The 22,365-nt window shown below is 60.9% G+C and carries 22 protein-coding genes; 16 read left to right on the top strand and 6 right to left on the bottom strand.

Translation table 11 applies throughout. From position 1 onward, the window contains the following. Positions 1–67 precede the first annotated feature (67 nt). On the top strand, positions 68–592 hold the full coding sequence (locus BLS57_RS01965) for an invasion associated locus B family protein (RefSeq protein WP_425274324.1): 525 nt from the start codon (positions 68–70) through the stop codon (positions 590–592). A gap of 295 nt (positions 593–887) precedes the next feature. Here the strand turns inward: BLS57_RS01965 and BLS57_RS01960 are convergent, their stop codons facing one another. Genes BLS57_RS01960 through ectA form a run of 4 tightly spaced genes read right to left on the bottom strand, consistent with a single transcriptional unit; the run spans position 888 to position 4,604 of the window. Next, positions 888–2,321 (bottom strand): aspartate kinase, encoded by a 1,434-nt coding sequence (locus tag BLS57_RS01960; RefSeq protein ID WP_093738622.1) that lies wholly within the window; start codon positions 2,319–2,321, stop codon positions 888–890. Positions 2,322–2,326: 5 nt separating this feature from the next. Next, positions 2,327–2,719 (bottom strand): ectoine synthase, encoded by a 393-nt coding sequence (locus tag BLS57_RS01955; protein WP_093738620.1) that lies wholly within the window; start codon positions 2,717–2,719, stop codon positions 2,327–2,329. A gap of 5 nt (positions 2,720–2,724) precedes the next feature. Then, positions 2,725–4,017, bottom strand: a complete 1,293-nt coding sequence (gene ectB, locus BLS57_RS01950) for a diaminobutyrate--2-oxoglutarate transaminase (protein ID WP_093738618.1) — start codon at positions 4,015–4,017, stop codon at positions 2,725–2,727. Between the two features lie 53 nt (positions 4,018–4,070). Further along, positions 4,071–4,604 carry a diaminobutyrate acetyltransferase gene (gene ectA, locus BLS57_RS01945; RefSeq protein WP_093738616.1) on the bottom strand — a complete coding sequence of 178 codons (534 nt, stop codon included), beginning with the start codon at positions 4,602–4,604 and terminating at the stop codon, positions 4,071–4,073. A gap of 234 nt (positions 4,605–4,838) precedes the next feature. Here ectA and BLS57_RS01940 point away from each other — a divergent pair, with 234 nt between their 5' ends. From BLS57_RS01940 to BLS57_RS01870, 15 genes are all read left to right on the top strand, one after another. Next, entirely contained in the window at positions 4,839–5,339 is a 501-nt protein-coding gene (locus tag BLS57_RS01940; protein ID WP_093738614.1) for a MarR family winged helix-turn-helix transcriptional regulator, read from the top strand. Positions 5,340–5,439: 100 nt separating this feature from the next. Further along, positions 5,440–6,621 (top strand): dual-specificity RNA methyltransferase RlmN, encoded by a 1,182-nt coding sequence (rlmN, locus tag BLS57_RS01935; protein ID WP_093738612.1) that lies wholly within the window; start codon positions 5,440–5,442, stop codon positions 6,619–6,621. Between the two features lie 234 nt (positions 6,622–6,855). Beyond that, the gene (locus tag BLS57_RS01930) at positions 6,856–8,343 is read left to right on the top strand and encodes an ABC transporter substrate-binding protein (RefSeq protein WP_093738610.1); all 1,488 of its coding nucleotides are present in this window, start codon (positions 6,856–6,858) and stop codon (positions 8,341–8,343) included. A 50-nt stretch (positions 8,344–8,393) separates the two neighbouring features. Further along, on the top strand, positions 8,394–9,338 hold the full coding sequence (locus tag BLS57_RS01925; RefSeq protein WP_093738608.1) for an ABC transporter permease: 945 nt from the start codon (positions 8,394–8,396) through the stop codon (positions 9,336–9,338). After that, complete coding sequence (locus BLS57_RS01920; protein ID WP_093738606.1) at positions 9,335–10,153, top strand: ABC transporter permease; 819 nt, start codon at positions 9,335–9,337, stop codon at positions 10,151–10,153. Before BLS57_RS01925 ends, BLS57_RS01920 begins: the two co-directional genes overlap by 4 nt. Beyond that, positions 10,150–11,124, top strand: coding sequence for an ABC transporter ATP-binding protein (locus BLS57_RS01915; RefSeq protein WP_093738604.1), 975 nt, complete (start codon positions 10,150–10,152; stop codon positions 11,122–11,124). The genes BLS57_RS01920 and BLS57_RS01915 overlap by 4 nt, the downstream gene beginning before the upstream one ends. After that, entirely contained in the window at positions 11,117–11,905 is a 789-nt protein-coding gene (locus BLS57_RS01910; RefSeq protein WP_093738602.1) for an ATP-binding cassette domain-containing protein, read from the top strand. The genes BLS57_RS01915 and BLS57_RS01910 overlap by 8 nt, the downstream gene beginning before the upstream one ends. Continuing rightward, positions 11,902–12,708, top strand: a complete 807-nt coding sequence (locus BLS57_RS01905) for a metallophosphoesterase family protein (RefSeq protein WP_093738600.1) — start codon at positions 11,902–11,904, stop codon at positions 12,706–12,708. Before BLS57_RS01910 ends, BLS57_RS01905 begins: the two co-directional genes overlap by 4 nt. Before the next feature lie 190 nt (positions 12,709–12,898). After that, complete coding sequence (locus BLS57_RS01900) at positions 12,899–13,489, top strand: helix-turn-helix domain-containing protein (protein WP_093738598.1); 591 nt, start codon at positions 12,899–12,901, stop codon at positions 13,487–13,489. A 65-nt stretch (positions 13,490–13,554) separates the two neighbouring features. Next, positions 13,555–15,147, top strand: coding sequence for an ABC transporter substrate-binding protein (locus BLS57_RS01895; protein WP_093738596.1), 1,593 nt, complete (start codon positions 13,555–13,557; stop codon positions 15,145–15,147). Between the two features lie 77 nt (positions 15,148–15,224). After that, positions 15,225–16,334 carry a M24 family metallopeptidase gene (locus BLS57_RS01890; protein WP_093738594.1) on the top strand — a complete coding sequence of 370 codons (1,110 nt, stop codon included), beginning with the start codon at positions 15,225–15,227 and terminating at the stop codon, positions 16,332–16,334. Continuing rightward, the gene (locus BLS57_RS01885; protein ID WP_093738592.1) at positions 16,328–17,335 is read left to right on the top strand and encodes an ABC transporter permease subunit; all 1,008 of its coding nucleotides are present in this window, start codon (positions 16,328–16,330) and stop codon (positions 17,333–17,335) included. Before BLS57_RS01890 ends, BLS57_RS01885 begins: the two co-directional genes overlap by 7 nt. Further along, positions 17,335–18,240, top strand: coding sequence for an ABC transporter permease subunit (locus BLS57_RS01880; protein WP_093738590.1), 906 nt, complete (start codon positions 17,335–17,337; stop codon positions 18,238–18,240). The genes BLS57_RS01885 and BLS57_RS01880 overlap by 1 nt, the downstream gene beginning before the upstream one ends. Before the next feature lie 3 nt (positions 18,241–18,243). Continuing rightward, the gene (locus BLS57_RS01875) at positions 18,244–19,221 is read left to right on the top strand and encodes an ABC transporter ATP-binding protein (protein WP_093738588.1); all 978 of its coding nucleotides are present in this window, start codon (positions 18,244–18,246) and stop codon (positions 19,219–19,221) included. Beyond that, on the top strand, positions 19,218–20,177 hold the full coding sequence (locus tag BLS57_RS01870) for an ABC transporter ATP-binding protein (protein ID WP_093738586.1): 960 nt from the start codon (positions 19,218–19,220) through the stop codon (positions 20,175–20,177). Before BLS57_RS01875 ends, BLS57_RS01870 begins: the two co-directional genes overlap by 4 nt. A gap of 18 nt (positions 20,178–20,195) precedes the next feature. On the opposite strand, the gene doeB is transcribed toward BLS57_RS01870, so the two are convergent. After that, a complete protein-coding gene (gene doeB / locus BLS57_RS01865) occupies positions 20,196–21,185 on the bottom strand; it encodes a N(2)-acetyl-L-2,4-diaminobutanoate deacetylase DoeB (RefSeq protein ID WP_093738584.1) in 990 nt (329 codons plus the stop codon). After that, a complete protein-coding gene (gene doeA / locus BLS57_RS01860; RefSeq protein ID WP_093738582.1) occupies positions 21,182–22,363 on the bottom strand; it encodes an ectoine hydrolase DoeA in 1,182 nt (393 codons plus the stop codon). The genes doeB and doeA overlap by 4 nt, the downstream gene beginning before the upstream one ends. Between the last annotated feature and the right edge of the window lie 2 nt (positions 22,364–22,365).

Genomic DNA, 22,365 nt, shown 5'->3' with positions numbered 1-22,365 from the left:
GAGGTTGCCCGGCTGGGGTCTGTCACTGCGTTGAGGTCAAGGACGGCTGGAGGCTGGACAGATGGGAATGATGAAAATTTGTGGGTTTGCACTGGGTGCGGTCGCCATGATGGCAAACGGCGCATGGGCGCAGGAGCAGAGCACCAATCGGGTCGCCGCCAAGACGGATTGGAGCGTCTTTGTTGAAGATAATCCGACCGAGTGCTGGGGTGTTTCGACGCCGAAAGAAGTGGTGAACACACGCGACGGTCGTGTGGTTGCGGTGAACCGTGGGCAGACATTGTTGATGGTGTTCTACCGCCCTTCAGCCAACGCTAAGGGTCAGGTGGCCTTTACGGGCGGCTATCCTTTTGCGTCGGGCTCGACCGTGACGATGAATATTTCGGGTAATGAGTTTGAGCTGTTCACCGAGGGCGAGTGGGCGTGGCCTGCGACCACGGCGGATGATGCGAAGATCATTGCGGCGATGAAGCGCGGTGCGGATGCGAAGCTGGTGGGCCGTTCGTCGCGAGGGACGCAGACGAGCGATACGTTCTCGCTGTTGGGCTTTACCGCGGCTGTTGAGGATGCGGCGAAGCGCTGCGGCGGCTGAGTTGATCTGGATTTGAATAGAAACGGCCTCGCGATTGCGGGGCCGTTTTTTTGTGGGGTGAGATATGCTGCAAGGCCCGGAATCAAGCCGCAGGCGCCGGGCCATCGCCTGCCCGCCCGGACGGGTAGGCGATTTGGTGAGGCTTGGCGTGACCTCCCAAGCGCACATCATGGTTGAACCATAAAGTGGCACGAGGTCTCGTTGGATCGCCGACCCGCGGGCAGGCGATGGCCCTTGGGCACAAAAAAATCGCGGCCCAAGAGGGCCGCGATTGAAGGTTTGCTTTTAGAGCTGTTTAAGCCGCGCGCGACAGCGGCGCAGCGGCCTCTTCAATAAAGGCTCCATGGAGCGCTTTAATCACCGGCTGAAGCGTCTCACGCTCAACGATAAACTGCACATCCACATTGCGCGGCCCTTGGCTCGCACCGATCGCTGTCTGACCAGCCTCGGCAATCGCCACCAAGCCCCGCTGCAGAACTGACAGACCGCTCAGATCGCGCCCGATGACCGAGGCCATCGACAACGTTCGCGTGGTGATCTCAGCCGCAGGATAAATCTGTGCCAAATCCTTCTCCACCCGGCGCATCGTTTTCAGCGACGCATCCAGATAATGCGTGATCGTATTGGCGTTCGACACTTTGGACACGATCCGCACGTTGTGGCGCGTTAGCACATCCAAGATTGCGGTGTCATAACCTTTGACGCCGACCATATCCTGCTCGAACAGTTCCAGCGTCACGATATCCAGACCAGTCACGATCTCAACCGCTGGCACTTCGGCCTGACGGTCATCAATGAGCGTGCCGGGATCTTCCGGCTCGAACGCATTTGTCACGCGCAGCGGCACATCGGCCTGACGCAGGGTCTTGGCCGCCTTGGGGTGGATCGCTTCCATCCCCATGTTCGACAGCTGATCCGCCACGTCATAGTTCGTGCGCCCGATCTTCTTGACGGCATGTTCGCCGACCAGCTTCGGGTCGCAGGACGACAGGTGGAATTCCTTATGGATGATCGCCTCGCGCGCACCGGTCAGAGCCGCCAGTTTGGAGAAGGTTACTTCGGAATAACCACGGTCAAACTCGCGCATCAGCCCTTCGGCGCACTGCGCATAGCCGGTCACGATGGGCATTTCGGTCTGCGGGTCGATGCCCTCCATGGCCTGCGCGATGCGCTCGTCCAGCGTGACATTGCCCTCGTCGCGCCAACCCGACAGGTCAACAAAGCGGGCGTTCACACCGGCACGCTGCAGCAGGATCGTGGTAACAAAGGCGGAATGCGCCTCGCCCAGACCCGAAAGCAACTCGCGGATTTGCAGCATGTGCTCCGACAGGCGGAAGTGGCCATAGGCGCAGAGCCGCTGCAGATCGATCAAGCAGTTGCGGGCACCATGGGTGCGCTCAGACACAAAGGCGTCGGCCTGCTCAATATCGCCGGGATGCTCCAGCACCTCGCGGTGCACGCGTTGCATCTCAGCCGAGACGCGCGTCAGCGCCTCGTGCCAGCCGTGGTCGTTGCTGGCGTTCGCGAGATGCGCGTAGACACCCGGCTCGCCCGACTTCTTGTGCTCCAGCAGCAGGTTCGTGATCCCGCCAAAGGCGGAGACCACGAAGACGCGCCCGTAGATGTCCGCGCCCTTACGGTCACCGACAAAGAGCGTATCCTTGAGCTGGTTGACGCGGGACATCGACGTCCCGCCGATTTTTTCGACAGTATGGGACGGTTGGGTCATATAACTTACGCTACCTCCTCGGCAGGCGCATAGGAGCCGTCTTCACGGTGTACTTCTTTGCCCGTTACAGGCGGGTTGAAGCAGCACGCCATGTGCAGCTCTTCCTCTGCGCGCAGGGTGTGTTTGTCGTTCAGGTTCAGCGCATACATCACGCCGGGGGTGATCTCATGGGTCTCGCCAGTGGCGAGATCGGTGATCGAGCCCTTACCCTTCATGCAATAGACGCTCTCAAAGTGGTGCTTGTAGTGGAACGTATGTTCCGAACCGGCCTCAAGAACGGTGATGTGGAAGGAAAATCCCATACCGTCGTCGGCCAGAAGCAAGCGGGTGGAGGTCCACTGGGCATCGCCAACGTGACGGTCGGTGCCCTGAAGTTTGTTAAAATCGCGTACAATCATCGGTATTACTCCGCTGCCAGTTTCATGTTGCCCGTCACATCGCGGGTCGCCTGCAGAAGGATATCAAATCCTTCGCGCATGACCTCTTCTGAAGTGGTGAGCGGGGCGAGATACTTGACGATTTCGTCGTGCGCGCCCGATGTTTCGATCACGAGGCCCAATTCATAGGCACGTGCGCAGATTGCACCGGCAAGCTCGCCAGAGCCTACATCGACACCCTGCATCAGGCCACGGCCCTTGAGGGTCGCGCCGTCGATCAGGTCAGCAACGTCCTTGAGCGCGGTGGTCAGAACCACGGCTTTTTCGGCCAGCGACTTTTCGAATTTGTCGTCGGACCAGAACTTCTCAATTGCGACACGGGCGGTGACAAAGGCGTGGGTGTTGCCGCGGAAGGTGCCGTTATGCTCGGCGGGCTTCCAGATGTCATGCTCAGGCGCGATCAGCAGGGCCGCGAAGGGCAGGCCGAAGCCGGAGAGCGATTTCGCTTGGGTGACCATGTCAGGCTTGATGCCGGAGGCCTCAAACGAGAAGAAGCTGCCCGAACGGCCACAACCGGCCTGAATGTCGTCGACAATCAGCAACGCGCCATGCTTGCGGGCGATTTTCTCGATGCCCTGCATCCATGCGTCGGAAGCTGCGTTCAGACCGCCTTCGCCTTGGATCGGCTCAAAGATGAAGGCCGCAGGTGCGTCGATGCCCGAGGAGGGGTTCGAGAGCATTGCGTCGATCATTTCCAGCGAGTCCACATTGTCGCCAAGCGCGCCTTCGAACGGCATATGCGTCACATCGGCCAGCGAGCCACCGCCCGCACCGCCGCGTTTGCCTTTGTTGCCTGTCAGCGCCAGCGCGCCCATGGTCATGCCGTGAAAACCGTTGGTGAAGGAGATCACGTTCTTGCGGCCTGTCACTTTGCGCGCCAGCTTGATCGCTGCCTCAACGGCGTTGGTGCCGGTCGGGCCGGTCATCATAACCTTGTAGTCCATGCCGCGCGGCTTGAGGATTTTCTCCTCATAGGCGGACAGGAAAGCGGCTTTGGTGTCGCTGTGGAAGTCGAGACCATGGGCGATACCATCGGCGCTGATGTGCTCCACCAGTGCGGCCTTCATGTCGGCATCGTTGTGGCCATAGTTCAACGAAGAACAACCGGCGAGGAAGTCGATGTAGCGGTTGCCTTCTGCGTCGAACATCTCCGAACCGCTGGCGCGGGTGAATACGGCGTTCATACCACGGCAATAGGAGCGCGCTTCGCTCTCGCGGCGGGTAAAGATGGTCGTGTTCTGTGCCATGTCCTTGGGCATAGGAATATCCTTTCTCTTCTAGAGAGTCTGTCGTGTGAATTGTCAGCTGCGGATTACGCGGCGCGTTTGAGCGCGGCAGTCTCGGGCAGCGTGATCGTCACCATATGTTCGGTGTCATGCGCGCCATCGAAATGGGCGTCTTTGGTAAAGTGTGGGGCATCCGAGAGGTCGCCGCCAACGTGGTTCGCAAAGCTGCGGAACAGCCCCCAGGACGCGTCGTTGTCCCGGGTGATCGTGGTTTTGAGGGTCTTGGCGTCCTCAGTCTCATCGCGGTTGACCAGTTCCATCAGCATGGTTTTACCCAGCCCAAGACCACGGGCCTTGGGGCTGACGGCGACCTGCCAGACAAAGAAGGCGTCTTGCGACGGGATCATATGGCCAGAAATCCAGCCAACGATGTCGCCGTCCATCTCGGCCACAACACAGGTGTCGCGGAAGTGGTCGGCTTGGATCAGGTTCGCGTACAGCGAATTCTCGTCGAGCGGCTTGCAGTCGCGAATCAACCGCCAGATGGCGGCTCCGTCCTCGGCATTTGGCTTGCGCAGCTTGGGTGTGCGGGCTTTTTTCATGTCGAGTTCATTCTGCATCCGTTCGGGGCTCCCTGATTGTTTCGATAGGCTAAGTAAGCCATGCGCGGTGATACTTCAATATTCAAAGCAAATTAACTCAAAATACGCTTATAGCGTGGTTTCAGCGCCATAGACCTGTGCATATTTGTTTCGTTTTTCGAATGATATTTGCGCGTTTCGCTTAGCTATACTAAGCGATGAGGGCGGTTTTCACCGATTGCTGAAAATGCCCCCAATGTGCAAGGATGCACCATGACGCAGAAACATCCCGACCGGGTCGACGAAAGTTTGATCGCCTTGCGCCGCATTTTGCGCGCCACCGAGCTTTACGCCCGTGATCTGGCGCAGGCGGCGGGGGTGACCCCGGCGCAACTGCGCGTTTTGCAGATTGTCGGAGAGAAGAAAGATCCGACGGCCAAGACCCTCGCCACCCAGATGGGGGTGAGCCAAGCCACCGTGACGGCGCTGGTCGATAAGCTGGTCGCACGCGGGTTGGTAACGCGGCTCACTTCGGCGCAGGATCGGCGGCAGACCAACATCACGCTGACCACCGAAGGCGAGGACGTGTTGGAAGAGGCGCCAGACGCCTTGCAACAACGCTATGTCCGCGCCTTTGCCGATCTGGCCGATTGGGAGCAGGCGCAGTTGGTGTCGTCACTAGAGCGCGTGGCGGCGATGCTCAACGTCGATAGTCTGGACGCGGCCCCGGTTCTCGCGACGGGTGAGTTGCGGATGAGCAAGAAGAGTTACTAGAGCCGGGCAGGGCGGCCCAGCAGCCCCCTCATGGCAAACCCTTTTGCAAATCGCGTCATTCCCTATATAGAGACCCATCCCTAGCCTGTGAGTCTTTGCAATGTCCGCTTCCGCGCCCATCACCCAAGACGTGATGACCCTTCCCCGCAAGATGCCCGAGGGGCCGATCAACCTTGTCGGCCTGACCCGTGACGCCATGCGTGACGTGCTGATCGCCCATGGCACGCCTGAGAAACAGGCGAAGATGCGAGTGGGGCAAATCTGGCAGTGGATTTACCAATGGGGCGTGCGTGATTTCGACTCCATGACCAATCTGTCCAAAGGCTACCGCGCTGAACTGGCAGAGAAATTCGTGATCGAAGTGCCGGAGGTCGTTACCCGGCAGGAGAGCGAAGACGGCACCCGCAAGTATCTCGTGCGCATCGCAGGCGGCCACGAGGTTGAGGTCGTCTATATCCCAGAAGAGGGCCGCGGCACGCTCTGTGTGTCCAGCCAAGTCGGCTGCACGCTGACCTGTTCCTTCTGCCACACCGGCACGCAAAAACTGGTGCGCAACCTCACCGCGGCTGAGATCATCGGTCAGGTCATGGTGGCGCGCGACGATTTGGACGAATGGCCCGAAACCGGCACCCGCACCGATGATGTCCGGCTTTTGAGCAATATCGTGCTGATGGGCATGGGCGAGCCGCTCTATAACTTTGAGAACGTGCGCGACGCGATGAAAATCGCCATGGACCCTGAGGGCATTCAACTGTCACGTCGTCGGATCACGCTGTCGACCTCTGGCGTCGTGCCCGAAATCCACCGTACGGCGGCTGAGATCGGTTGCCAGTTGGCCGTGTCCTTCCACGCCACCACGGATGAGGTGCGCAACAAGCTGGTGCCAATCAACAAACGTTGGAACATCGAAGAACTGCTCGACGCCCTGCGCGCCTATCCTAAGGTCAGCAATTCTGAGCGGATCACCTTTGAATATGTCATGCTGAAAGGCGTGAACGACAGCGACGAGGATGCGCACCGTCTGGTGGAGCTGATCAAAGGCATTCCGGCCAAGATCAACCTGATCCCCTTCAACGAATGGCCCGGTTCGCCCTATGAACGGTCCTCCAACAACCGCATCCGCGCCTTTGCCGATATCGTCTATAATGCGGGCTACGCCTCGCCCGTGCGCAAACCGCGTGGCGAAGACATCATGGCCGCCTGTGGTCAGTTGAAATCGGCCACCGAGCGCGCACGCAAGTCGCGCAAGCAGATCGAAGCCGAAGCCGGAATGGGCGGCTAAGAGACCTTTACTGGCCTATGAAAGCATCTCCCGGCGACGAGGTCCCCGGGAGATTATATAACCTGACACTTAAACGGCTCTGCTAACCGATGCGGCGCAGTCCGTTACAAAATCATGAAATTTTCGGCTCTATGGTCAAAGCCGTTGACCGAAAGCCCCGACCGTCGCAGTCTGAAGGTAAGGGGCGCTCGGCCATGCGGGCTGAATGGTGCTCCACCAACAGGAGTGCTGCCCATGTTCGATCTGCCCCCAACCAAAACCCTCACTGCCCTTACGCTGGCCTTCGGTCTGATGGCCTCCGCCTCTGCCGCTGCTGAATTGGTGGTTGGCATGCAGCAAGAGCCAACCTCGCTCGACCCGACGGCAGATGCGACGGCTTCCATCGACAGTATGATGACCCAGAACGTCTTTGAGTCGCTGACCACAGTCGCTGAGAACGGCGAAGTGCAGCCGAACCTCGCGACCCGCTGGGAGGTTTCCGAAGATGGGCTTACCTATACCTTCCATCTCGCTGAAGGGGTGACCTTCCACGATGGCAGCGCGCTGGATGCCGAGGATGTCGTCTATTCCTTTGACCGCGCGATGGCCGAAGACAGTGTGAACCCATCCAAAGATATTTTCGAGCCGATCGAGAGCGTCAAGGCGGTGGACCCGCAGACGGTCGAAATCACGCTGAAAGGCAAAGACGCGTTCTTCCTCTTCAACATGGGGCAGGGTGACAGCGCCATCGTTGCTTCCGAAACCGCCGAGGGCAACAACGCCAACCCCATCGGCAGCGGCCCTTTTAAGTTTGACAGCTGGACCCGCGGCGACCGCCTCACGCTGGTCAAGAACCCCGACCACCGTGACGCGGCTGATGTCGCGCTTGATAAGGTGGTGTTCCGCTTCATCTCTGACCCTGCCGCCGCCACCGCCGCAATGATGGCCGAAGAGCTCGACGCCTTCCCCGGCTTTCCCGCGCCGGAGTTGCTGCCACAGTTCGAAGCCGACCCGCGCTTTCGCGTGAACGTCGGCTCGACCGAAGGTGAAGTGATCTTGGCAATGAACAACGCCAAAGCGCCCTTCGACAATGTCGAGGTGCGCCGCGCCGTGGCTACGGCAATTGACCGTGATGAGATCATTGAAGGCGCGATGTATGGTCAAGCTGTGCCGATCGGCAGCTTTTATCCGCCCCATGGCACCGCCTATGTCGATCTGACGGGCGCCTATGCGCATGACAGCGAGAAGGCCAAAACGATGTTCGAGGAAGCGGGCGTCGCCGGTGAGACGATGACCCTGCGCGTGCCGCCCTTCCCCTATGCCACCCGCTCGGCCGAGATCATTCAGAACCAGCTTTCAGAGGCCGGGATCGATGCCAAGGTTGAGAATGTCGAATGGGGTTTCTGGATCGATGAGGTCTATAAGAAAAAGAACTACGACATGACGATCATCGCCCATACCAGCCCCAACGATATGGGCAATTTTGCGCGCGGACCGGATTACTTCTATGGCTATGACAATGCAGAGATGACGGCGCTTTGGGAGAAAATCCAAACCGAGGTCGACCCGGAGGCCCGGAACGAACTGCTCAAGCAGGGCCAGCAAATGCTGTCAGACCAGGCTGTGCATGGTTTCTTGTTCCAACTGCCGCTCTTGGGGGTCTTCCGGCAGGAGGTCGAAGGCTATTGGGCATCTTCGCCAGTCCTCTACATGCCGCTCAAAGGCGTCAGCATCGCCAATTGATATGAACCGGCTGCGGCGCTCTTGGTGCCGCGGCCTTTGGACCTGACTTCGTGGCATATTTCCTTTTCCGCCGCACGCTTGGTTTCGTGCTGACCCTTTTGGCCGTGTCTGTCGTGGTTTTTGCCGTGATGAATGTGCTGCCCGGCGACCCGGCGCTGACGATCCTCGGGATGGACGCCTCCGACGATGCACTCGCTGCTTTGCGCGAGCAGTTGGGCCTGAACGAACCACTGGCTACACGCTATTTTTCTTGGGTCTGGAATGCCCTGCAGGGAGATTTCGGACTCAGCCATTCCTTCCGCGTGCCCGTGTCCGAGTTGATCGCCGAGCGTTTGCCGATGACCATCTCGCTTGCGATAGCAGGTATGCTGGTAACATTGGTGCTGGCGCTGAGCCTCGGCATCACGGCAGCCGCACAGCATCGGCGCGGGGGCGATTGGGGTGTGATGTTTCTCAGCCAATTGGGCATCGCGGTCCCCGCCTTTTGGCTGTCGATCTTGCTGGTTATGCTCTTTGCCGTCAAACTGCGCTGGCTGCCGCCGGGCGGATTTGCGGGCTGGTCTGACCCTGTCGCTGCGCTACGCTCGCTAATACTGCCCACAGTCGCGCTGGCGCTTGTGCAATCTGCGGTGCTGGCGCGGGTTACCCGGTCTTCGGCGCTGGAGGTGATGCGGCAAGATTTCGTGCGCACTGCGCGGGCCAGCGGCCTGTCCCAGCGGCGCGTGCTTTGGCGCCATGTGCTGCCCAATGCGCTGGTGCCAATTGTCACCATCGTCGGCATGCAATTCGCGGCCCTCGTCACCGGCACCATCGTGATCGAGAATGTTTTCTACCTGCCCGGCCTCGGGCGGCTGATCTTTCAATCTATCGCAAACCGGGACCTGCCGACGGTGCAGGCGCTCGTCATGCTTTTCGCCGCCATCGTGGTCACGGCAAACTTCGTGGTCGATCTGCTCTATGTCGTGATCGACCCCCGTCTGAAGGCGCGAACATGAGGCGGCTTCCTGCGAACTTCCTGCTTGGTGCGGTGCTGGTCAGCATTGTCGTGGGCATTGCGGCCCTGTCGCTGATCTGGACCCCACATGACCCGCAGACCATGTCGATTTCGACCAAATTCGCACCGCCCTCGGCAACCCATTGGTTAGGCACCGATCAATTGGGCCGCGATGTCGTGGCGCAGCTTATGGCAGCCGCGCGCAATTCTATGACCGTGGCACTGGTCGCAGTGCTTTTGGGCGGTAGCATCGGTGTGGCGCTGGGCCTTTTGGCGTCGGCGCTGGGCGGCTGGGTCGAGGATGGGGTGATGCGACTGGCTGACCTAGGCTTTGCCTTCCCGGCGCTGTTGTTCGCGATCATGTTGGCTGCGGTCTTCGGCCCATCGCTTACCAATGCGGTTCTGGCGATCTCGTTCATCAATATCCCGATCTTTGCCCGCGTCACCCGCGCTTCGGCCAATCAAATCTGGACACGCGACTATGTCGCCGCAGCGCGTGCCGCCGGGCGCGGCCGGTTCGCGATTAGCCGGGATCACATCCTGCCCAATATTGCTGCGGCGATCATCGTGCAGGCGACCATTGAATTTGCTGTGGCGATCCTCGCCGAAGCGGCGCTTAGCTATCTCGGCCTTGGCGCGCAGCCACCCGCGTCTAGCTGGGGGCGCATGTTGTCGGAGGCGCAAACGCTTATGTATCTCGCTCCGCAACTGGCGATCTATCCCGGTCTTTGTATCGTGACGGCAGTGTTGGGTTTTGGCCTGTTGGGCGACGGGCTGCGCGACATCACAGACCCCAGATTGGTGCGGGCGCGATGATCGAACTGGAAAGCCTATCCGCCCACTTTGGCAATGCCGCAGCGCTGCGCGATGCCAACCTGCAAATCCGGCGCGGGGATCGGCTGGGGATCGTCGGGGAAAGCGGGTCGGGCAAGACGATGCTGGCGCTTTGCCTCATGGGCATGGCGCCGGACAGTGCGCATTTGACCGGGCGGCTCAGCATTGATGGCCGCGACATGGCCACCGCGACCGAGCGGGACTGGCGGCAGATGCGCAGCCGCCGTGTGGCAATGGTGTTTCAGGAACCGATGGCCGCATTGAACCCGCTCCGGCGGGTTGGGGATACGGTGATGGAGCCGATGCTGCTGCACGAGAACCTTAGCCGTGCCGAGGCACGGGCGCGGGCGCTGAGCCTGTTCGAAGAGGTGGGCATACTCAATCCCGAGCAGCGCTTGCGGCAGTTCCCCCATGAAATGTCGGGCGGGCAGCGCCAGCGGGTGCTGATCGCACTCGCTCTGGCCTGCAACCCGGCGCTGCTGATAGCGGATGAGCCGACAACCGCGCTCGATGCCAATGTGGCGCTGCGCATTACTGACCTGCTGCAACGGCTTGCGCGGGAGCGGGATATGGCACTGGTTTTCATCAGCCATGACCTCGCCGCTGTGGCGCGGGCGACGCAGGAGATCGTGGTCATGTACGGCGGCGATATGGTCGAACGCGGGCCGACCGCCGAGGTTCTCGCAACGCCACAGCATCCCTATACCAAAGGGCTCTTGGGCGCGCGGCCTGATCCCGCAGAGGCCGGACGTGATGCCAATGGAAAGCGGCGGCGTTTGCCGACCATTCCGGGAAGTGTGCCGCCATTGCATGGCCTGCCGCAGGGCTGTCGTTTTGCTGGGCGCTGTCCGGTCGAACTGGCCCACTGCGCCGATCAGCGGCCTGTGTTTACCCCGACCGAACCGGGTCGGGGCGCGGCCTGTCATTTGCTGTCGGAGACAGGCCATGACTGACGCGCCGCTGCTAGAAGTCCGCAATCTCACCCGCCGCTACAAGCTGCCGCGCCAAAGCCTGCTGCGCCGTTCGCCGGTGCTGACGGCGCTCGAGGGGGCGGGCTTTTCGCTGCGTGCCGGAGAGACCTTGGGCGTGGTGGGCGAGAGCGGGTCGGGCAAATCGACACTGGCGCGGCTTATCATGGCATTTGAGCGCCCGGACGCGGGTGAGGTATTGTTCAACGGCTCTGATTTGCACGCGCTTTCATCGGAGGAATTGCGCGGACTGCGGCGCGGCTTTCAGATGGTTTTTCAAGACCCCTTCGGCTCGCTTAATCCGCGGCGCCGGATCGGCTGGTCTATTGCCGAGCCTTTGCGCGCAAACGGGGAGGAGACGCAGGTGACCTACCGTGTTGCCGAAGCGCTCGAACAGGTCGGGCTGCATCCCGCCGACGCCGGCAAATATCCGCATGAGTTCTCAGGCGGGCAGCGCCAACGCATCGCGATCGCACGCGCCATCATTACAAAGCCTGCGCTGCTGGTGGCGGATGAGGCCGTCTCGGCGCTGGATGTCTCGGTGCAGGCGCAAATTCTGAACCTCCTGATGGACCTGCAGGATGACCTCGGACTTGGTATGGTGTTCATCAGCCATGACCTTGCCGTGGTGGCGTCGATCTGTGATCGGGTACTGGTTCTGCAGCATGGCAAGACGCTGGAAAGCGGGCCGGCGGCAGACGTGTTGCGCGCGCCGGAGCACCCTTATACGAAAACCCTGCTGAAAGCCGCAGGAGCCCATACATGACTCGTTTCGTCCATCTGACCGACCTGCATATCTCGCACCCCGATCTGAACGACCCGCATCTGCAAAGCGACACGCCTGCCACGCTGCGTCGGGTGGTGGAGGTGGTCAATGCGATGGACCTGCAGCCGGACTTTGTCGTGGCGAGTGGCGATCTGACCAATCAGGGGGATGTGCAAAGCTATGAAATGGTGCGCGACATTGTGAGTGAGTTGCGCGCGCCGCTGATCATGGCGCTTGGCAACCACGACAAACGCGCGGGGTTCAACGCGGTCTTTGCGCCGGGGCTGGCGGATGCGCCCTATTTCCACGATGCGCCGCAGGGCGATCTGCACGTCATCACGCTCGACAGCAGTGTGCCGGGCAAGGTCGCTGGAGCGTTGGATGACGCGCAGTTCGAGTTCTTGCGCGCCGCGCTGCAACGGCATGAGGATCGGCCAAAGCTCTTGGTGATCCACCACCCGCCTTGCATTGATCCTAAGGCGCTGGCTTGGGGGAGTTTGGATCAGGCGAGCACCGACCGTCTGGCCGAAATGCTGCGCGGGCAGCGCATTGCCGGGATACTTTCGGGTCATGTGCATGTGAACCGCGTGAGCCATTGGCATGGCATTCCGGTGGTTATCTCGAACGGGCTGCATTCTACCGTCGACCTGACCGAAACGCGTGATCTGCGGATCGTGGAAGGCACCGGATTCGGACTCTGTGAATGGCGCGAAAGCGGGCTGTCTGTCGCCTTCGCACCGCTCGATCCAACTGCGCGGGAAATCGGGCGCATCGAGCGAAAGCAGCTAAAAGCCTTTGAATAGAACCTACTAAGCCGTTCGCAAAACTCGCTGTCGCTGTGAGTAAAAAAATTATTGTTGACCCTCAACCTTTTTAATTTCACACAGCGAGACAGGAAAAGGCTATACCCGGCGTCAGATCGGGTGCGCCGTTCACGGGGAGGTGAATTTGCCAGCTGCCAATGGCGATAGTGTATCTACGCTCGGTGTGCGCATGCGAAAGCAGCGTCATCGTCTGTCATTGACATTGCAGCAGGCAAGCGAGGCGTCCGGTGTCTCGGTGGGCTATCTCAGTCAGGTCGAACGTGGACGGGCGACGCCCTCTTTGGGCACTCTGTCGCAGATCGCGGTCGCACTGAAAGTGGACGTCAGCTATTTCATTCACACACCACGTACCCAAGACAGCCTGACACGTGCCGACGAGCGCCCGCGTTTCGCGGTGGCAGGCTCTTCCATCGAATATGAGAAGATCGGCGCGGACTTTCCGGGCCATGAGCTATCGTCCTACATCATGAACGTCCCGCCCGGCTATGCCTCAGAAGAAGTCGTGCATGAGGGAGAAGAAGTCATCTACATCCTCGAAGGCGAAATCGTGCAGGTCGTGGATGGTGGCGAGCATATTATGCGCCCCGGCGACAGCCTGCACTACCTCGGCAGCAGCCCGCATTCTTGGTCAAACAAGACTGACCAGCCCGCGCGCGTGCTCTGGGTCGGGCGGATGCAGTACGAGCAGGCCATGGGCGCCAACAGAATACGGCCGAATGGAGGGGCAACGTCCTCTGCTTTCGCGTCGTCTCGCCCGTAAGGGCTATCACCTGCGGCGGACAAACCGCTGCCACGAATAACAAACCAACCAGGAGAGAGAAAATTATGTCTTTTACAACGAAACTGGCCACCGGGGCCCTGCTGGCGGCACTGGGTGCCTCGGCGGCATCGGCCCAATCGCTGGTCTATTGCTCCGAAGGCTCGCCCGAAGGTTTTGACCCGGCGCTTTACACAGCTGGCACCACCTTTGATGCCTCCAGCCACCCGATCTACAACCGTCTGGCCGAATTCAAAGTCGGCACGACCGAAGTTGTGCCCGCACTGGCCGAAAGCTGGGAAGTCAGCGAAGACGGCAAGAAGGTCACTTTCAAGCTGCGTCAGGGTGTGAAGTTCCACTCCAACGACCAGTTCACGCCCTCGCGCGATTTCAACGCCGACGACGTGATTTTCAGCTTTGACCGCCAGGGCAACGAAGAGAACCCCTACAACAAAGTGTCCGGCGGCACGTGGGAATACTACGGCGGCATGTCCATGCCTGACCTGATCGAGAGCATCGAAAAGGTCGACGATTACACCGTCGTCTTCAACTTGACCCGCCCCGAAGCGCCCTTCATCGCCAACATGGCCATGGATTTCGCCTCGATCGTGTCGAAAGAATATGCCGACGCGATGATGGAAGCCGGCACGCCTGAGATGCTGAACCAAGCGCCCATCGGCACCGGCCCGTTCCAGTTCCAAGCCTATCAGAAAGACGCGGTCATCCGTTACCTGCGTAACGACGAATACTGGGGCGACCCGGCCAAGGTCGAAAGCCTGATCTTCGCGATCACGCCCGACGCCTCGGTCCGCTACCAGAAGGTGCAGGCGGGTGAGTGCCACGTCATGGCATATCCGAACCCTGCCGATGTTCAGGCGATGAAGGACGCCGAAGACGTCGTCGTGATGGAGCAGGAAGGCCTGAACGTGGGCTATCTGGCCTACAACACGCAGATGCCGCCCTATGACAACGCCAATGTCCGCAAGGCGCTGAACATGGCGATCGACAAGCAGGCGATCATTGACGTGGTATTCCAAGGTTCCGGCGAAATCGCCAAGAACCCGCTGCCGCCGACCATGTGGTCCTACAACGACGCCATCGAAGACGACAAATACGATCCAGAAGCCGCCAAAGCGATGCTGGAAGAAGAAGGCGTCACCGACCTGTCCATGAAGATTTGGGCAATGCCGGTTCAGCGTCCCTACAACCCCAACGCGCGCCGTATGGCCGAGTTGATGCAGGAAGACTTCTCCAAGATCGGTGTCGATGTTGAGATCGTCTCCTACGAATGGGGTGAGTACCTTGAGCGCTCCAAGTCGAAAGACCGTGACGGTGCCGTGCTGCTGGGTTGGACTGGCGACAATGGTGACCCAGACAACTTCCTCGCGGTTCTGCTGGGCTGTGACGGTGTCGAGAAATCCAACCGCGCCCAGTGGTGCAACGAGGAATTCGACGCGCTGATCCAGAAAGCCAAGGTTCTGCCGACCCAAGAAGAGCGTGCGCCGCTGTACGAAGAAGCGCAGCAGATCTTCAAGGACCAAGCCCCTTGGGCCACCATCGCGCATTCGGTCGTCTACATGACCATGCGTCCCGAAGTTGAAAACTATGTCGTGCACCCGCTGGGTGGCCACATCTTCAACCAAGTTGGCCTGAAGCAGTAACCCTGCCGCTTTGATCACGGGGGCGGCATTCTGTGCCGTCCCCATTTTGTTAACCTCACCCGCCGGGGAGCCCGCCATTGTCCAATTCACTGAATGATCGCCTAAAGGCCTATGCCGATATCGCCGCCGAGCTATCGGTGGACGCCGTGGCGCTGGTGCCCGGCCCGAATTTTACCCGCGCTGTCGACCATGCCTTCATGAGCCACGAGCGCCCCTTTGTGCTGGTCATCCCCGCCCGCGGCCCCGCCGCCGCACTGGTGCCGAACCTTGAGTTGGGCAGCTGGGAGTTGGTCGGCTTTGACAGCGCCGTCTTTGATTGGCGCGACCAGACCGGCTATGACGACGCCTTCGCCGCGCTGACGCAGCACCTGAACATCACCTCGCTGGCCGTTGAGGGCCAAGTCATGCGCGTCTTCGTGCATCACGCGCTGAAAAAGGCGCAGCCGAATCTCGAGATCATCGACGCCGAGCGCGAAATTTCCGCGCCGCGCATGATCAAGACCGACTCCGAAATCGCCGCCCTGCAAGAGGCCATCGACATTTCCGAACGCGCCCTGCGCGCCACGCTCGACTCCGTGAAACTCGGCCAGACCGAAAAAGAGATCGAACAAAAGCTCGTGCAGATGCTTTTTGCCGAAGGGGCCGACGATCTGTCCTTCAGCCCCATCGTCGCCGCAGGCGACGGCTCGGCCCGCCCACACGCCAAGGCACGCAGCGACTACCGGGTCAAAGCCGGCGACGCGCTGCTGTTCGACTTTGGCGCCCGCAAACATGGCTTTGCCGCCGACATCACCCGCACCGTCTTCCTCGGCCACGTGAGCGACGAGGGCCGCGACGTCTATGACACCGTGCTGCGCGCCAACCTCGCCGGGCTCGACGCTACCTGCGCTGGCGTCACCGCGCATGAGATCGATGATGTGGTGACCGGCGTGCTCGAAGCTTCGCCCTATGCCGACCGCATCCGTACCAAGACCGGCCACGGCCTGGGCCGCGATGTGCATGAAGCGCCCTATATCATGCGCGGCAATCACATGAGTTTACCCGCCGGAACTGTGTACACCAATGAGCCCGGACTCTATGAGATCGGCAACTTTGGGGTGCGCATCGAAGATGACGTGCTGATCACCGAAGATGGCTACAAATCCCTGACCAACTTTCCGAAGGAACTGATGGTGCTACCGTGCTGAAATATGTCTTGTCGCGCCTCGCGACCTTCATCCCCACCTTTATCGGCGTCACGCTGATTTCATTCGCTTTCATCCGCGTGCTGCCGGGCGACCCTATCGTTGTCATGGCCGGTGAGCGCGGCATCACCGAAGAACGCTATGCCCAGTTGGAGCAGCAGTTCGGCTTTGACAGGCCGATCTATGTTCAGTTCTGGGACTACTTTACCGGCGTGTTGCAGGGCGATTTGGGCAATTCCTTTGTCACCAAGCGGCCTGTGTGGGACGAGTTCTTTTCGCTCTTTCCCGCCACGTTGGAACTGTCGGTCTGCGCGATGATCTTTGCGGTGGCCTTGGGCCTGCCTGCGGGGGTGATTGCTGCGGTGAACCGGGGCAAGTTTTTCGATCGGGCGCTGATGTCCACGGCACTGGTGGGCTACTCGATGCCAATCTTCTGGTGGGCCTTGCTGCTGATCATCGTCTTTTCCGGCAACCTTGGTTGGACGCCAGTCTCGGGCCGGATTGATCTGCTCTATTACTTCCCCAATGCCACGGGCTTCATGCTGATCGACAGCATCGCCTCTGGACAAGACGGGGCGTTCGTATCGGCTCTGCGCCACCTGCTACTGCCAACCATCGTGCTGGGCACCATCCCGCTGGCGGTGATCGCACGGCAGACCCGTTCGGCCATGCTCGAAGTGCTGGGCGAAGACTATATCCGCACTGCGCGGGCCAAGGGCATGTCGCCGGGCCGGATTAACGGCATCCACGCCCTGCGCAACGCGCTTATCCCCGTCATCACCGTGATCGGCCTCTCGGTCGGCACGCTGCTGGCCGGGGCCATTCTGACCGAAACGATCTTTAGCTGGCCGGGCATCGGCAAATGGATGGTCGACAGCATCTTCCGCCGCGACTACCCGGTCGTGCAGGGCGGTCTGCTGCTCATCGCCGTTATGGTCATGGTCGTGAACCTCACCGTTGACATGCTGTATGGCATCATCAACCCCAAGATCAGGAAACGCTAATGGACGACGCACTCTCTGCCGAAGCCGAAATGGTGCACGACCGCCCCGGACGTTTGCGCGAATTCTGGTTCTATTTCCGTGAAAACCGTGGCGCCGTGATTGGCCTGTGGATCTTTGCCGTCTTCGCCTTTCTGGCGCTCTTCGGCCCATGGATCGCCCCACATGACGCCACCGCCCAGTTCCGCGCAGCCACGCTGCAGCCGCCCGTCTGGCAAGACGGCGGCACATGGAGCCACATCCTTGGCACCGACCCGCTGGGCCGCGACATGCTCTCGCGTCTCATCGTCGGCGCGCGCTATTCCTTCTTTGTTGGCATTGTCGTGGTCTCCATCGCCGCCTCCGGCGGGATTATCGTGGGCCTGATCTCGGGCTTCGCGCCCAAGTGGCTCGACAGCATCATCATGCGCATCATGGACATCATCTTGGCCTTCCCGTCGCTGCTGCTGGCCTTGGTGCTGGTCGCCATCCTCGGGCCATCGCTGACCAACGCGATGATCGCCATCGCCATCGTGTTGCAGCCGCATTACGTGCGTCTGACCCGCGCGAGCGTGCTGTCAGAGCGGCAAAAGGACTATGTCACCTCGGCCCGCGTTGTGGGGGCTGGCACGCTGCGGCTGATGGTCGTGACCGTGCTGCCGAACTGCCTTGCGCCGATCATCGTGCAGGCCGCGCTGTCGTTTTCCACCGCGATCCTCGACGCCGCCGCTCTGGGCTTCCTCGGCATGGGCGCACAGCCGCCCACCCCGGAATGGGGCACCATGCTGGCCGAAGCGCGTGAGTTCATCCTGCGCGCATGGTGGGTCGTGACCTTCCCCGGCCTCGCGATCCTCGTCACCGTGTTGGCGATCAACCTCATGGGTGACGGCCTGCGCGACGCCCTTGACCCGAAACTAAAGCGGAGCTGATTGATGTCTCTTCTGCGTATCCGCAACCTCTCGGTCGATTTTGCCACCGCCTCGGGCAAGTTCCGCGCCGTGGACTCGGTTGACCAAGATGTCGACACCGGCGAAATCCTCGCCATTGTCGGCGAAAGTGGCTCGGGCAAATCGGTCTCGATGCTGGCGCTCATGGGGCTCTTGCCCTGGACCGCCACCGTTACCGCCGATGAGCTGACCTTTGACGGACACGACCTGCTGAAAATGGACAAGCGCGCCCGGCGCAAGATTGTCGGCAATGATCTGGCGATGATCTTTCAAGAGCCGATGTCCTCGCTCAACCCCTGTTTCCCGGTGGGCTGGCAGATCAAGGAATCCCTGCGCTTTCACCTCGGCCTGAACCGGGCCGAGCGGCACAAGCGGGCGATTGAGCTGTTCGAGCAGGTCGGCATCCCGGACCCGGAAAAGCGCCTCTCGGTCTTCCCGCACCAGATGTCGGGCGGCATGAACCAGCGCGTGATGATCGCCATGGCGATTGCCTGCAAACCCAAGCTGCTGATCGCGGATGAGCCGACCACCGCGCTCGACGTGACCATTCAGGCGCAGATCCTGGACCTGCTGACTTCGCTGCGCGAAGAGACAGGCATGGGGCTGGTGCTGATCACCCACGACATGGGCGTGGTGGCCGAAACCGCCGAGCGCGTGAGCGTGCAATACGCGGGTCAGAAAATCGAAGAGCAGCAGGTGCTGCCGCTCTTCCGCAAGCCGCATCACCCCTATACCTCGGCGCTTTTGGACGCGCTGCCGGAACGGGCCACCGAAAAGCGCCTGCCGACAATCCCCGGCGTGGTGCCGGGCCAGTTCGACCGGCCTGCGGGCTGCCTGTTCTCGCCGCGTTGCAAGTTCGCCAATGACAAATGCCGCGCCGAAAACCCGCCGCCTTTGGGCGAAGACTTGGGCAAGGCGCGCTGCTTCTATCCGCTCAACACCGATGAAAGGGTCGCGTCATGACTGCGCCTGTAATGACCGCCGACGCGTTGGAGCGTCACTATCAGGTTGGTGGCGGCTTCCTGCGCAAGACCCAAACGCTCAAGGCCGTTGCGGGCCTCGATTTCGAACTGCACCCCGGCAAGACGCTGGCCGTGGTGGGCGAAAGCGGCTGTGGTAAATCCACGCTGGCGCGTATGGTCACGATGATCGAAGAGCCGACCGCCGGGTCGCTGACGCTTGACGGCAAACAGGTGCGCCCCGAAGATTGGGCCGATCTGCGCCAGCATGTGCAGATCGTGTTTCAAGACCCCTACGGCTCGCTCAACCCGCGCCAGCAGATCGGCACGATCCTGCAAGAGCCGCTGGTGATCAACCGCAAGGATATGTCGAAGAAAGAGCGCGAAGAAAAAGCGCGCGAAATGCTGCGCTTGGTCGGTTTGCGGCCCGAGCACTACGACCGCTACCCGCATATGTTCTCGGGCGGGCAGCGCCAGCGCATCGCGGTGGCCCGCGCGCTGATGCTGGACCCGAAGGTGCTGGTGTTGGATGAGCCTGTCTCGGCTTTGGACCTGTCGATCCAGTCGGCCATTCTAAACCTGTTGGTGGACCTTCAGGAAAAGATGCAGCTGGCCTATCTCTTCATCAGCCACGACCTCAGCGTTGTGCGTCACGTCGCGGATGATGTGATCGTCATGTATCTGGGCCGCGCTGTTGAGAAGGGGCCGAAGGAAGAGGTTTTTGAGAACCCGCGTCACCCCTATACGGCAGCGCTTCTCTCGGCCACGCCGAGGGCCGATCCCGAAGGTGGCAAGGAACGCATCAAGCTGCAGGGCGAATTGCCTTCGCCACTGGCGATCCCCGAGGGTTGCCCCTTTGCGCCGCGTTGCTGGAAGGTGCAGGACCGCTGCCGGACCGAGCGCCCGATGCTGCAAGGCACCCCGCATCCGGCGGCTTGCTACTTCCCCGTCGACGAATGATGTGCGGGCGCGGGGGGCCTAGACCACCTGCGCCACCACGCCGATACAATCGCCCATCTTGACCAGCCCCGGCACATGCCGGGCGGTCAGGATGCCGCTCAGTTGCGCATTGGCGGTGAGCGCGGGCTGACCGCTGCGGTCGCTTGGCCAGAGCCGCGCAATGGGCTGGCCTTCGGTCACCTCATCCCCAAGATCGACCAGCGGTTCAAGCAGCGCATTGGCCTCGCTGAATGTGAAGCAGCGCCCGTCGGGCATGTTGAGGGTGATGCTCTCGGCGACCTCCGGCTCACCTTTCAGTATCCCGGCATGGATAAGTAGGTTCCGCGCGCCTTTGCGGGCCACGGCGACACTCTTAGCTGTTGAAGTACCCGCGCCGCCAAGCTCGGTGGTGACCAGCACCTTGCCTTGCTCTTCGACTTCGGTATCGAACATACCGACGCTGTCGATCTCCAGCATTTTCATTGAATAGGGCGCGTTGAAGGCGTCCATCGCGGCCATGCAAGCCGCCTCCTGTTCCTTGTCTGGCAGGATATGCGCGGCGGCGAAGGGCAAGAAATCCAGCGTGCGCCCGCCGGAGTGGAAATCGAGCACCACATCCGCAAGCGGCACCAGTTCGCTGGCGATGTAATGCGCGATCTTTTGGGTCACCGTGCCGTCGGGACGGCCCGGAAAGCTGCGGTTCATATTGCCGCCGTCGATGGGCGAGCAGCGGCGGCCTGCGGCAAAGGCGGGCTGGTTCATCATCGGCAGGATGATGACGCGGCCGGTGACCTGGCCTGGGTCAAGCGTGGCGGCCAGTTCTTGCAGGGCAATCGGCCCTTCGTATTCATCGCCATGGTTGCCGCCCGAAAACAGGGCGGTCGGCCCCTCGCCGCCATGAATGACGCTGATCGGGATCATGACGGACCCCCAAGCGCTGTCGTCGCGGCTATAGGGCAGGCGCAGGAAACCGTGATGCGCGCCGGGTTGGTCGAGCGGGATGGTCGGGGTGATGGGGGATTTAGTCATGCGGAAACAAACAACTTTCGCGGTGTGGTGCAGAAACATTCATGGCCGGTCTCGGTGATGCGAATGGGCTCGGTGATCTCGAGCCCGCCGTCATCGAGCCAGAGCGCGGGCATAAAGTGGAAGGTCATGTTTGGCTCAAGGATCGTGGTGTCGCCCCGGCGGAAGGAGATCGTGCGCTCGCCCCAGTCGGGCGGATAGCTGATGCCGATGGCGTAGCCGCAGCGGCTGTCTTTCTCAAACCCGGCCTTGTTGAGCGTCTTGTTGAAAGCATTGGCGATGTCTTCGGCCCGGTTGCCCGGTTTGGCCTGCTCCAGCCCCGCGTCGATGGCATCGAGCACCGCCTGTTCGGCGTCGCGGTATTTCTGTGGGACATCGCCGAAAAACAGCGTGCGGGACTGCGGGCATTGGTAGCGGCGATGGGCGCCAGCAATCTCAAAAAACGTCGCCTCGTTAGGCTGCATGGGGCGGTCGTCCCATGTCAGATGCGGGGCGGTGGCGTCCATGCCGGAGGGGGCCATGGGCACAATCGCCGGGTAATCGCCCCAGAATCCATGCGCGCCCCGAATGGCGGTGGCGTAGATTTCGGCCACCAGATCGTTTTTGCGCATGCCCGGCACGGCGACCTCGAGGATGCGGACATGCATGGCCTCCACGATCCGGGCGGCGCGTTCCATATATTCGATCTCGCGCTCAGATTTGACCGCGCGTTCCCAGTTCACCAGCGCCGTCGCGTCCAGAAACGTGGCCTTGGGCAACTGGGTCTTCAACGTGTCATGGGCGCGGGCGGAGTAATAGTAGTTGTCCATCTCGACGCCGATGCGGGACTTCTCCAACCCCATTTCGCTGAGCAGGGCCGAAAGGTCTTCCATCGGATGTTTTTCGGGGTTTTGAACATAGCTGTCGTCATAGCCCCGGATGCAGTCATCCTCCATGAACACCGTCCGCCGTGCGCCAAGCGCGTCCATGCCACGGCCCCACCAGACCGGCTCACCCTCATGGGTCAGAATCACCGCTTGGTAGACGTAAAAGGACCAGCCGTCATAGCCCGAGAGCCAAGACATGTTAGACGGATCGCTGACCACGATCGCATCCATGTTGCGCGCGGCCATGACCTTGCGCGTTCGGTCAACCCGGCGCTGGTACTCGCTGTTGGTAAAATTCGCCTCATACGTGGTCATAG

The organism is Sulfitobacter delicatus (assembly GCF_900102535.1).
Lineage (GTDB): Bacteria > Pseudomonadota > Alphaproteobacteria > Rhodobacterales > Rhodobacteraceae > Sulfitobacter > Sulfitobacter delicatus.
The sequence above is the reverse complement of the archived record's forward strand: the minus strand, read 5'-3'. Positions and strand labels throughout refer to the sequence as shown.

What these genes read in the sequence shown, in the direction of transcription:
- BLS57_RS01965 (WP_425274324.1), top strand. Translation starts at nt 68, where the DNA reads ATGATGAAAATTTGTGGGTTTGCACTGGGTGCGGTCGCCATGATGGCA.
- BLS57_RS01960 (WP_093738622.1), bottom strand. Translation starts at nt 2,321, where the DNA reads ATGACCCAACCGTCCCATACTGTCGAAAAAATCGGCGGGACGTCGATG.
- BLS57_RS01955 (WP_093738620.1), bottom strand. Translation starts at nt 2,719, where the DNA reads ATGATTGTACGCGATTTTAACAAACTTCAGGGCACCGACCGTCACGTT.
- ectB (WP_093738618.1), bottom strand. Translation starts at nt 4,017, where the DNA reads ATGCCCAAGGACATGGCACAGAACACGACCATCTTTACCCGCCGCGAG.
- ectA (WP_093738616.1), bottom strand. Translation starts at nt 4,604, where the DNA reads ATGCAGAATGAACTCGACATGAAAAAAGCCCGCACACCCAAGCTGCGC.
- BLS57_RS01940 (WP_093738614.1), top strand. Translation starts at nt 4,839, where the DNA reads ATGACGCAGAAACATCCCGACCGGGTCGACGAAAGTTTGATCGCCTTG.
- rlmN (WP_093738612.1), top strand. Translation starts at nt 5,440, where the DNA reads ATGTCCGCTTCCGCGCCCATCACCCAAGACGTGATGACCCTTCCCCGC.
- BLS57_RS01930 (WP_093738610.1), top strand. Translation starts at nt 6,856, where the DNA reads ATGTTCGATCTGCCCCCAACCAAAACCCTCACTGCCCTTACGCTGGCC.
- BLS57_RS01920 (WP_093738606.1), top strand. Translation starts at nt 9,335, where the DNA reads ATGAGGCGGCTTCCTGCGAACTTCCTGCTTGGTGCGGTGCTGGTCAGC.
- BLS57_RS01915 (WP_093738604.1), top strand. Translation starts at nt 10,150, where the DNA reads ATGATCGAACTGGAAAGCCTATCCGCCCACTTTGGCAATGCCGCAGCG.
- BLS57_RS01910 (WP_093738602.1), top strand. Translation starts at nt 11,117, where the DNA reads ATGACTGACGCGCCGCTGCTAGAAGTCCGCAATCTCACCCGCCGCTAC.
- BLS57_RS01905 (WP_093738600.1), top strand. Translation starts at nt 11,902, where the DNA reads ATGACTCGTTTCGTCCATCTGACCGACCTGCATATCTCGCACCCCGAT.
- BLS57_RS01900 (WP_093738598.1), top strand. Translation starts at nt 12,899, where the DNA reads ATGCGAAAGCAGCGTCATCGTCTGTCATTGACATTGCAGCAGGCAAGC.
- BLS57_RS01895 (WP_093738596.1), top strand. Translation starts at nt 13,555, where the DNA reads ATGTCTTTTACAACGAAACTGGCCACCGGGGCCCTGCTGGCGGCACTG.
- BLS57_RS01880 (WP_093738590.1), top strand. Translation starts at nt 17,335, where the DNA reads ATGGACGACGCACTCTCTGCCGAAGCCGAAATGGTGCACGACCGCCCC.
- BLS57_RS01875 (WP_093738588.1), top strand. Translation starts at nt 18,244, where the DNA reads ATGTCTCTTCTGCGTATCCGCAACCTCTCGGTCGATTTTGCCACCGCC.
- BLS57_RS01870 (WP_093738586.1), top strand. Translation starts at nt 19,218, where the DNA reads ATGACTGCGCCTGTAATGACCGCCGACGCGTTGGAGCGTCACTATCAG.
- doeB (WP_093738584.1), bottom strand. Translation starts at nt 21,185, where the DNA reads ATGACTAAATCCCCCATCACCCCGACCATCCCGCTCGACCAACCCGGC.
- doeA (WP_093738582.1), bottom strand. Translation starts at nt 22,363, where the DNA reads ATGACCACGTATGAGGCGAATTTTACCAACAGCGAGTACCAGCGCCGG.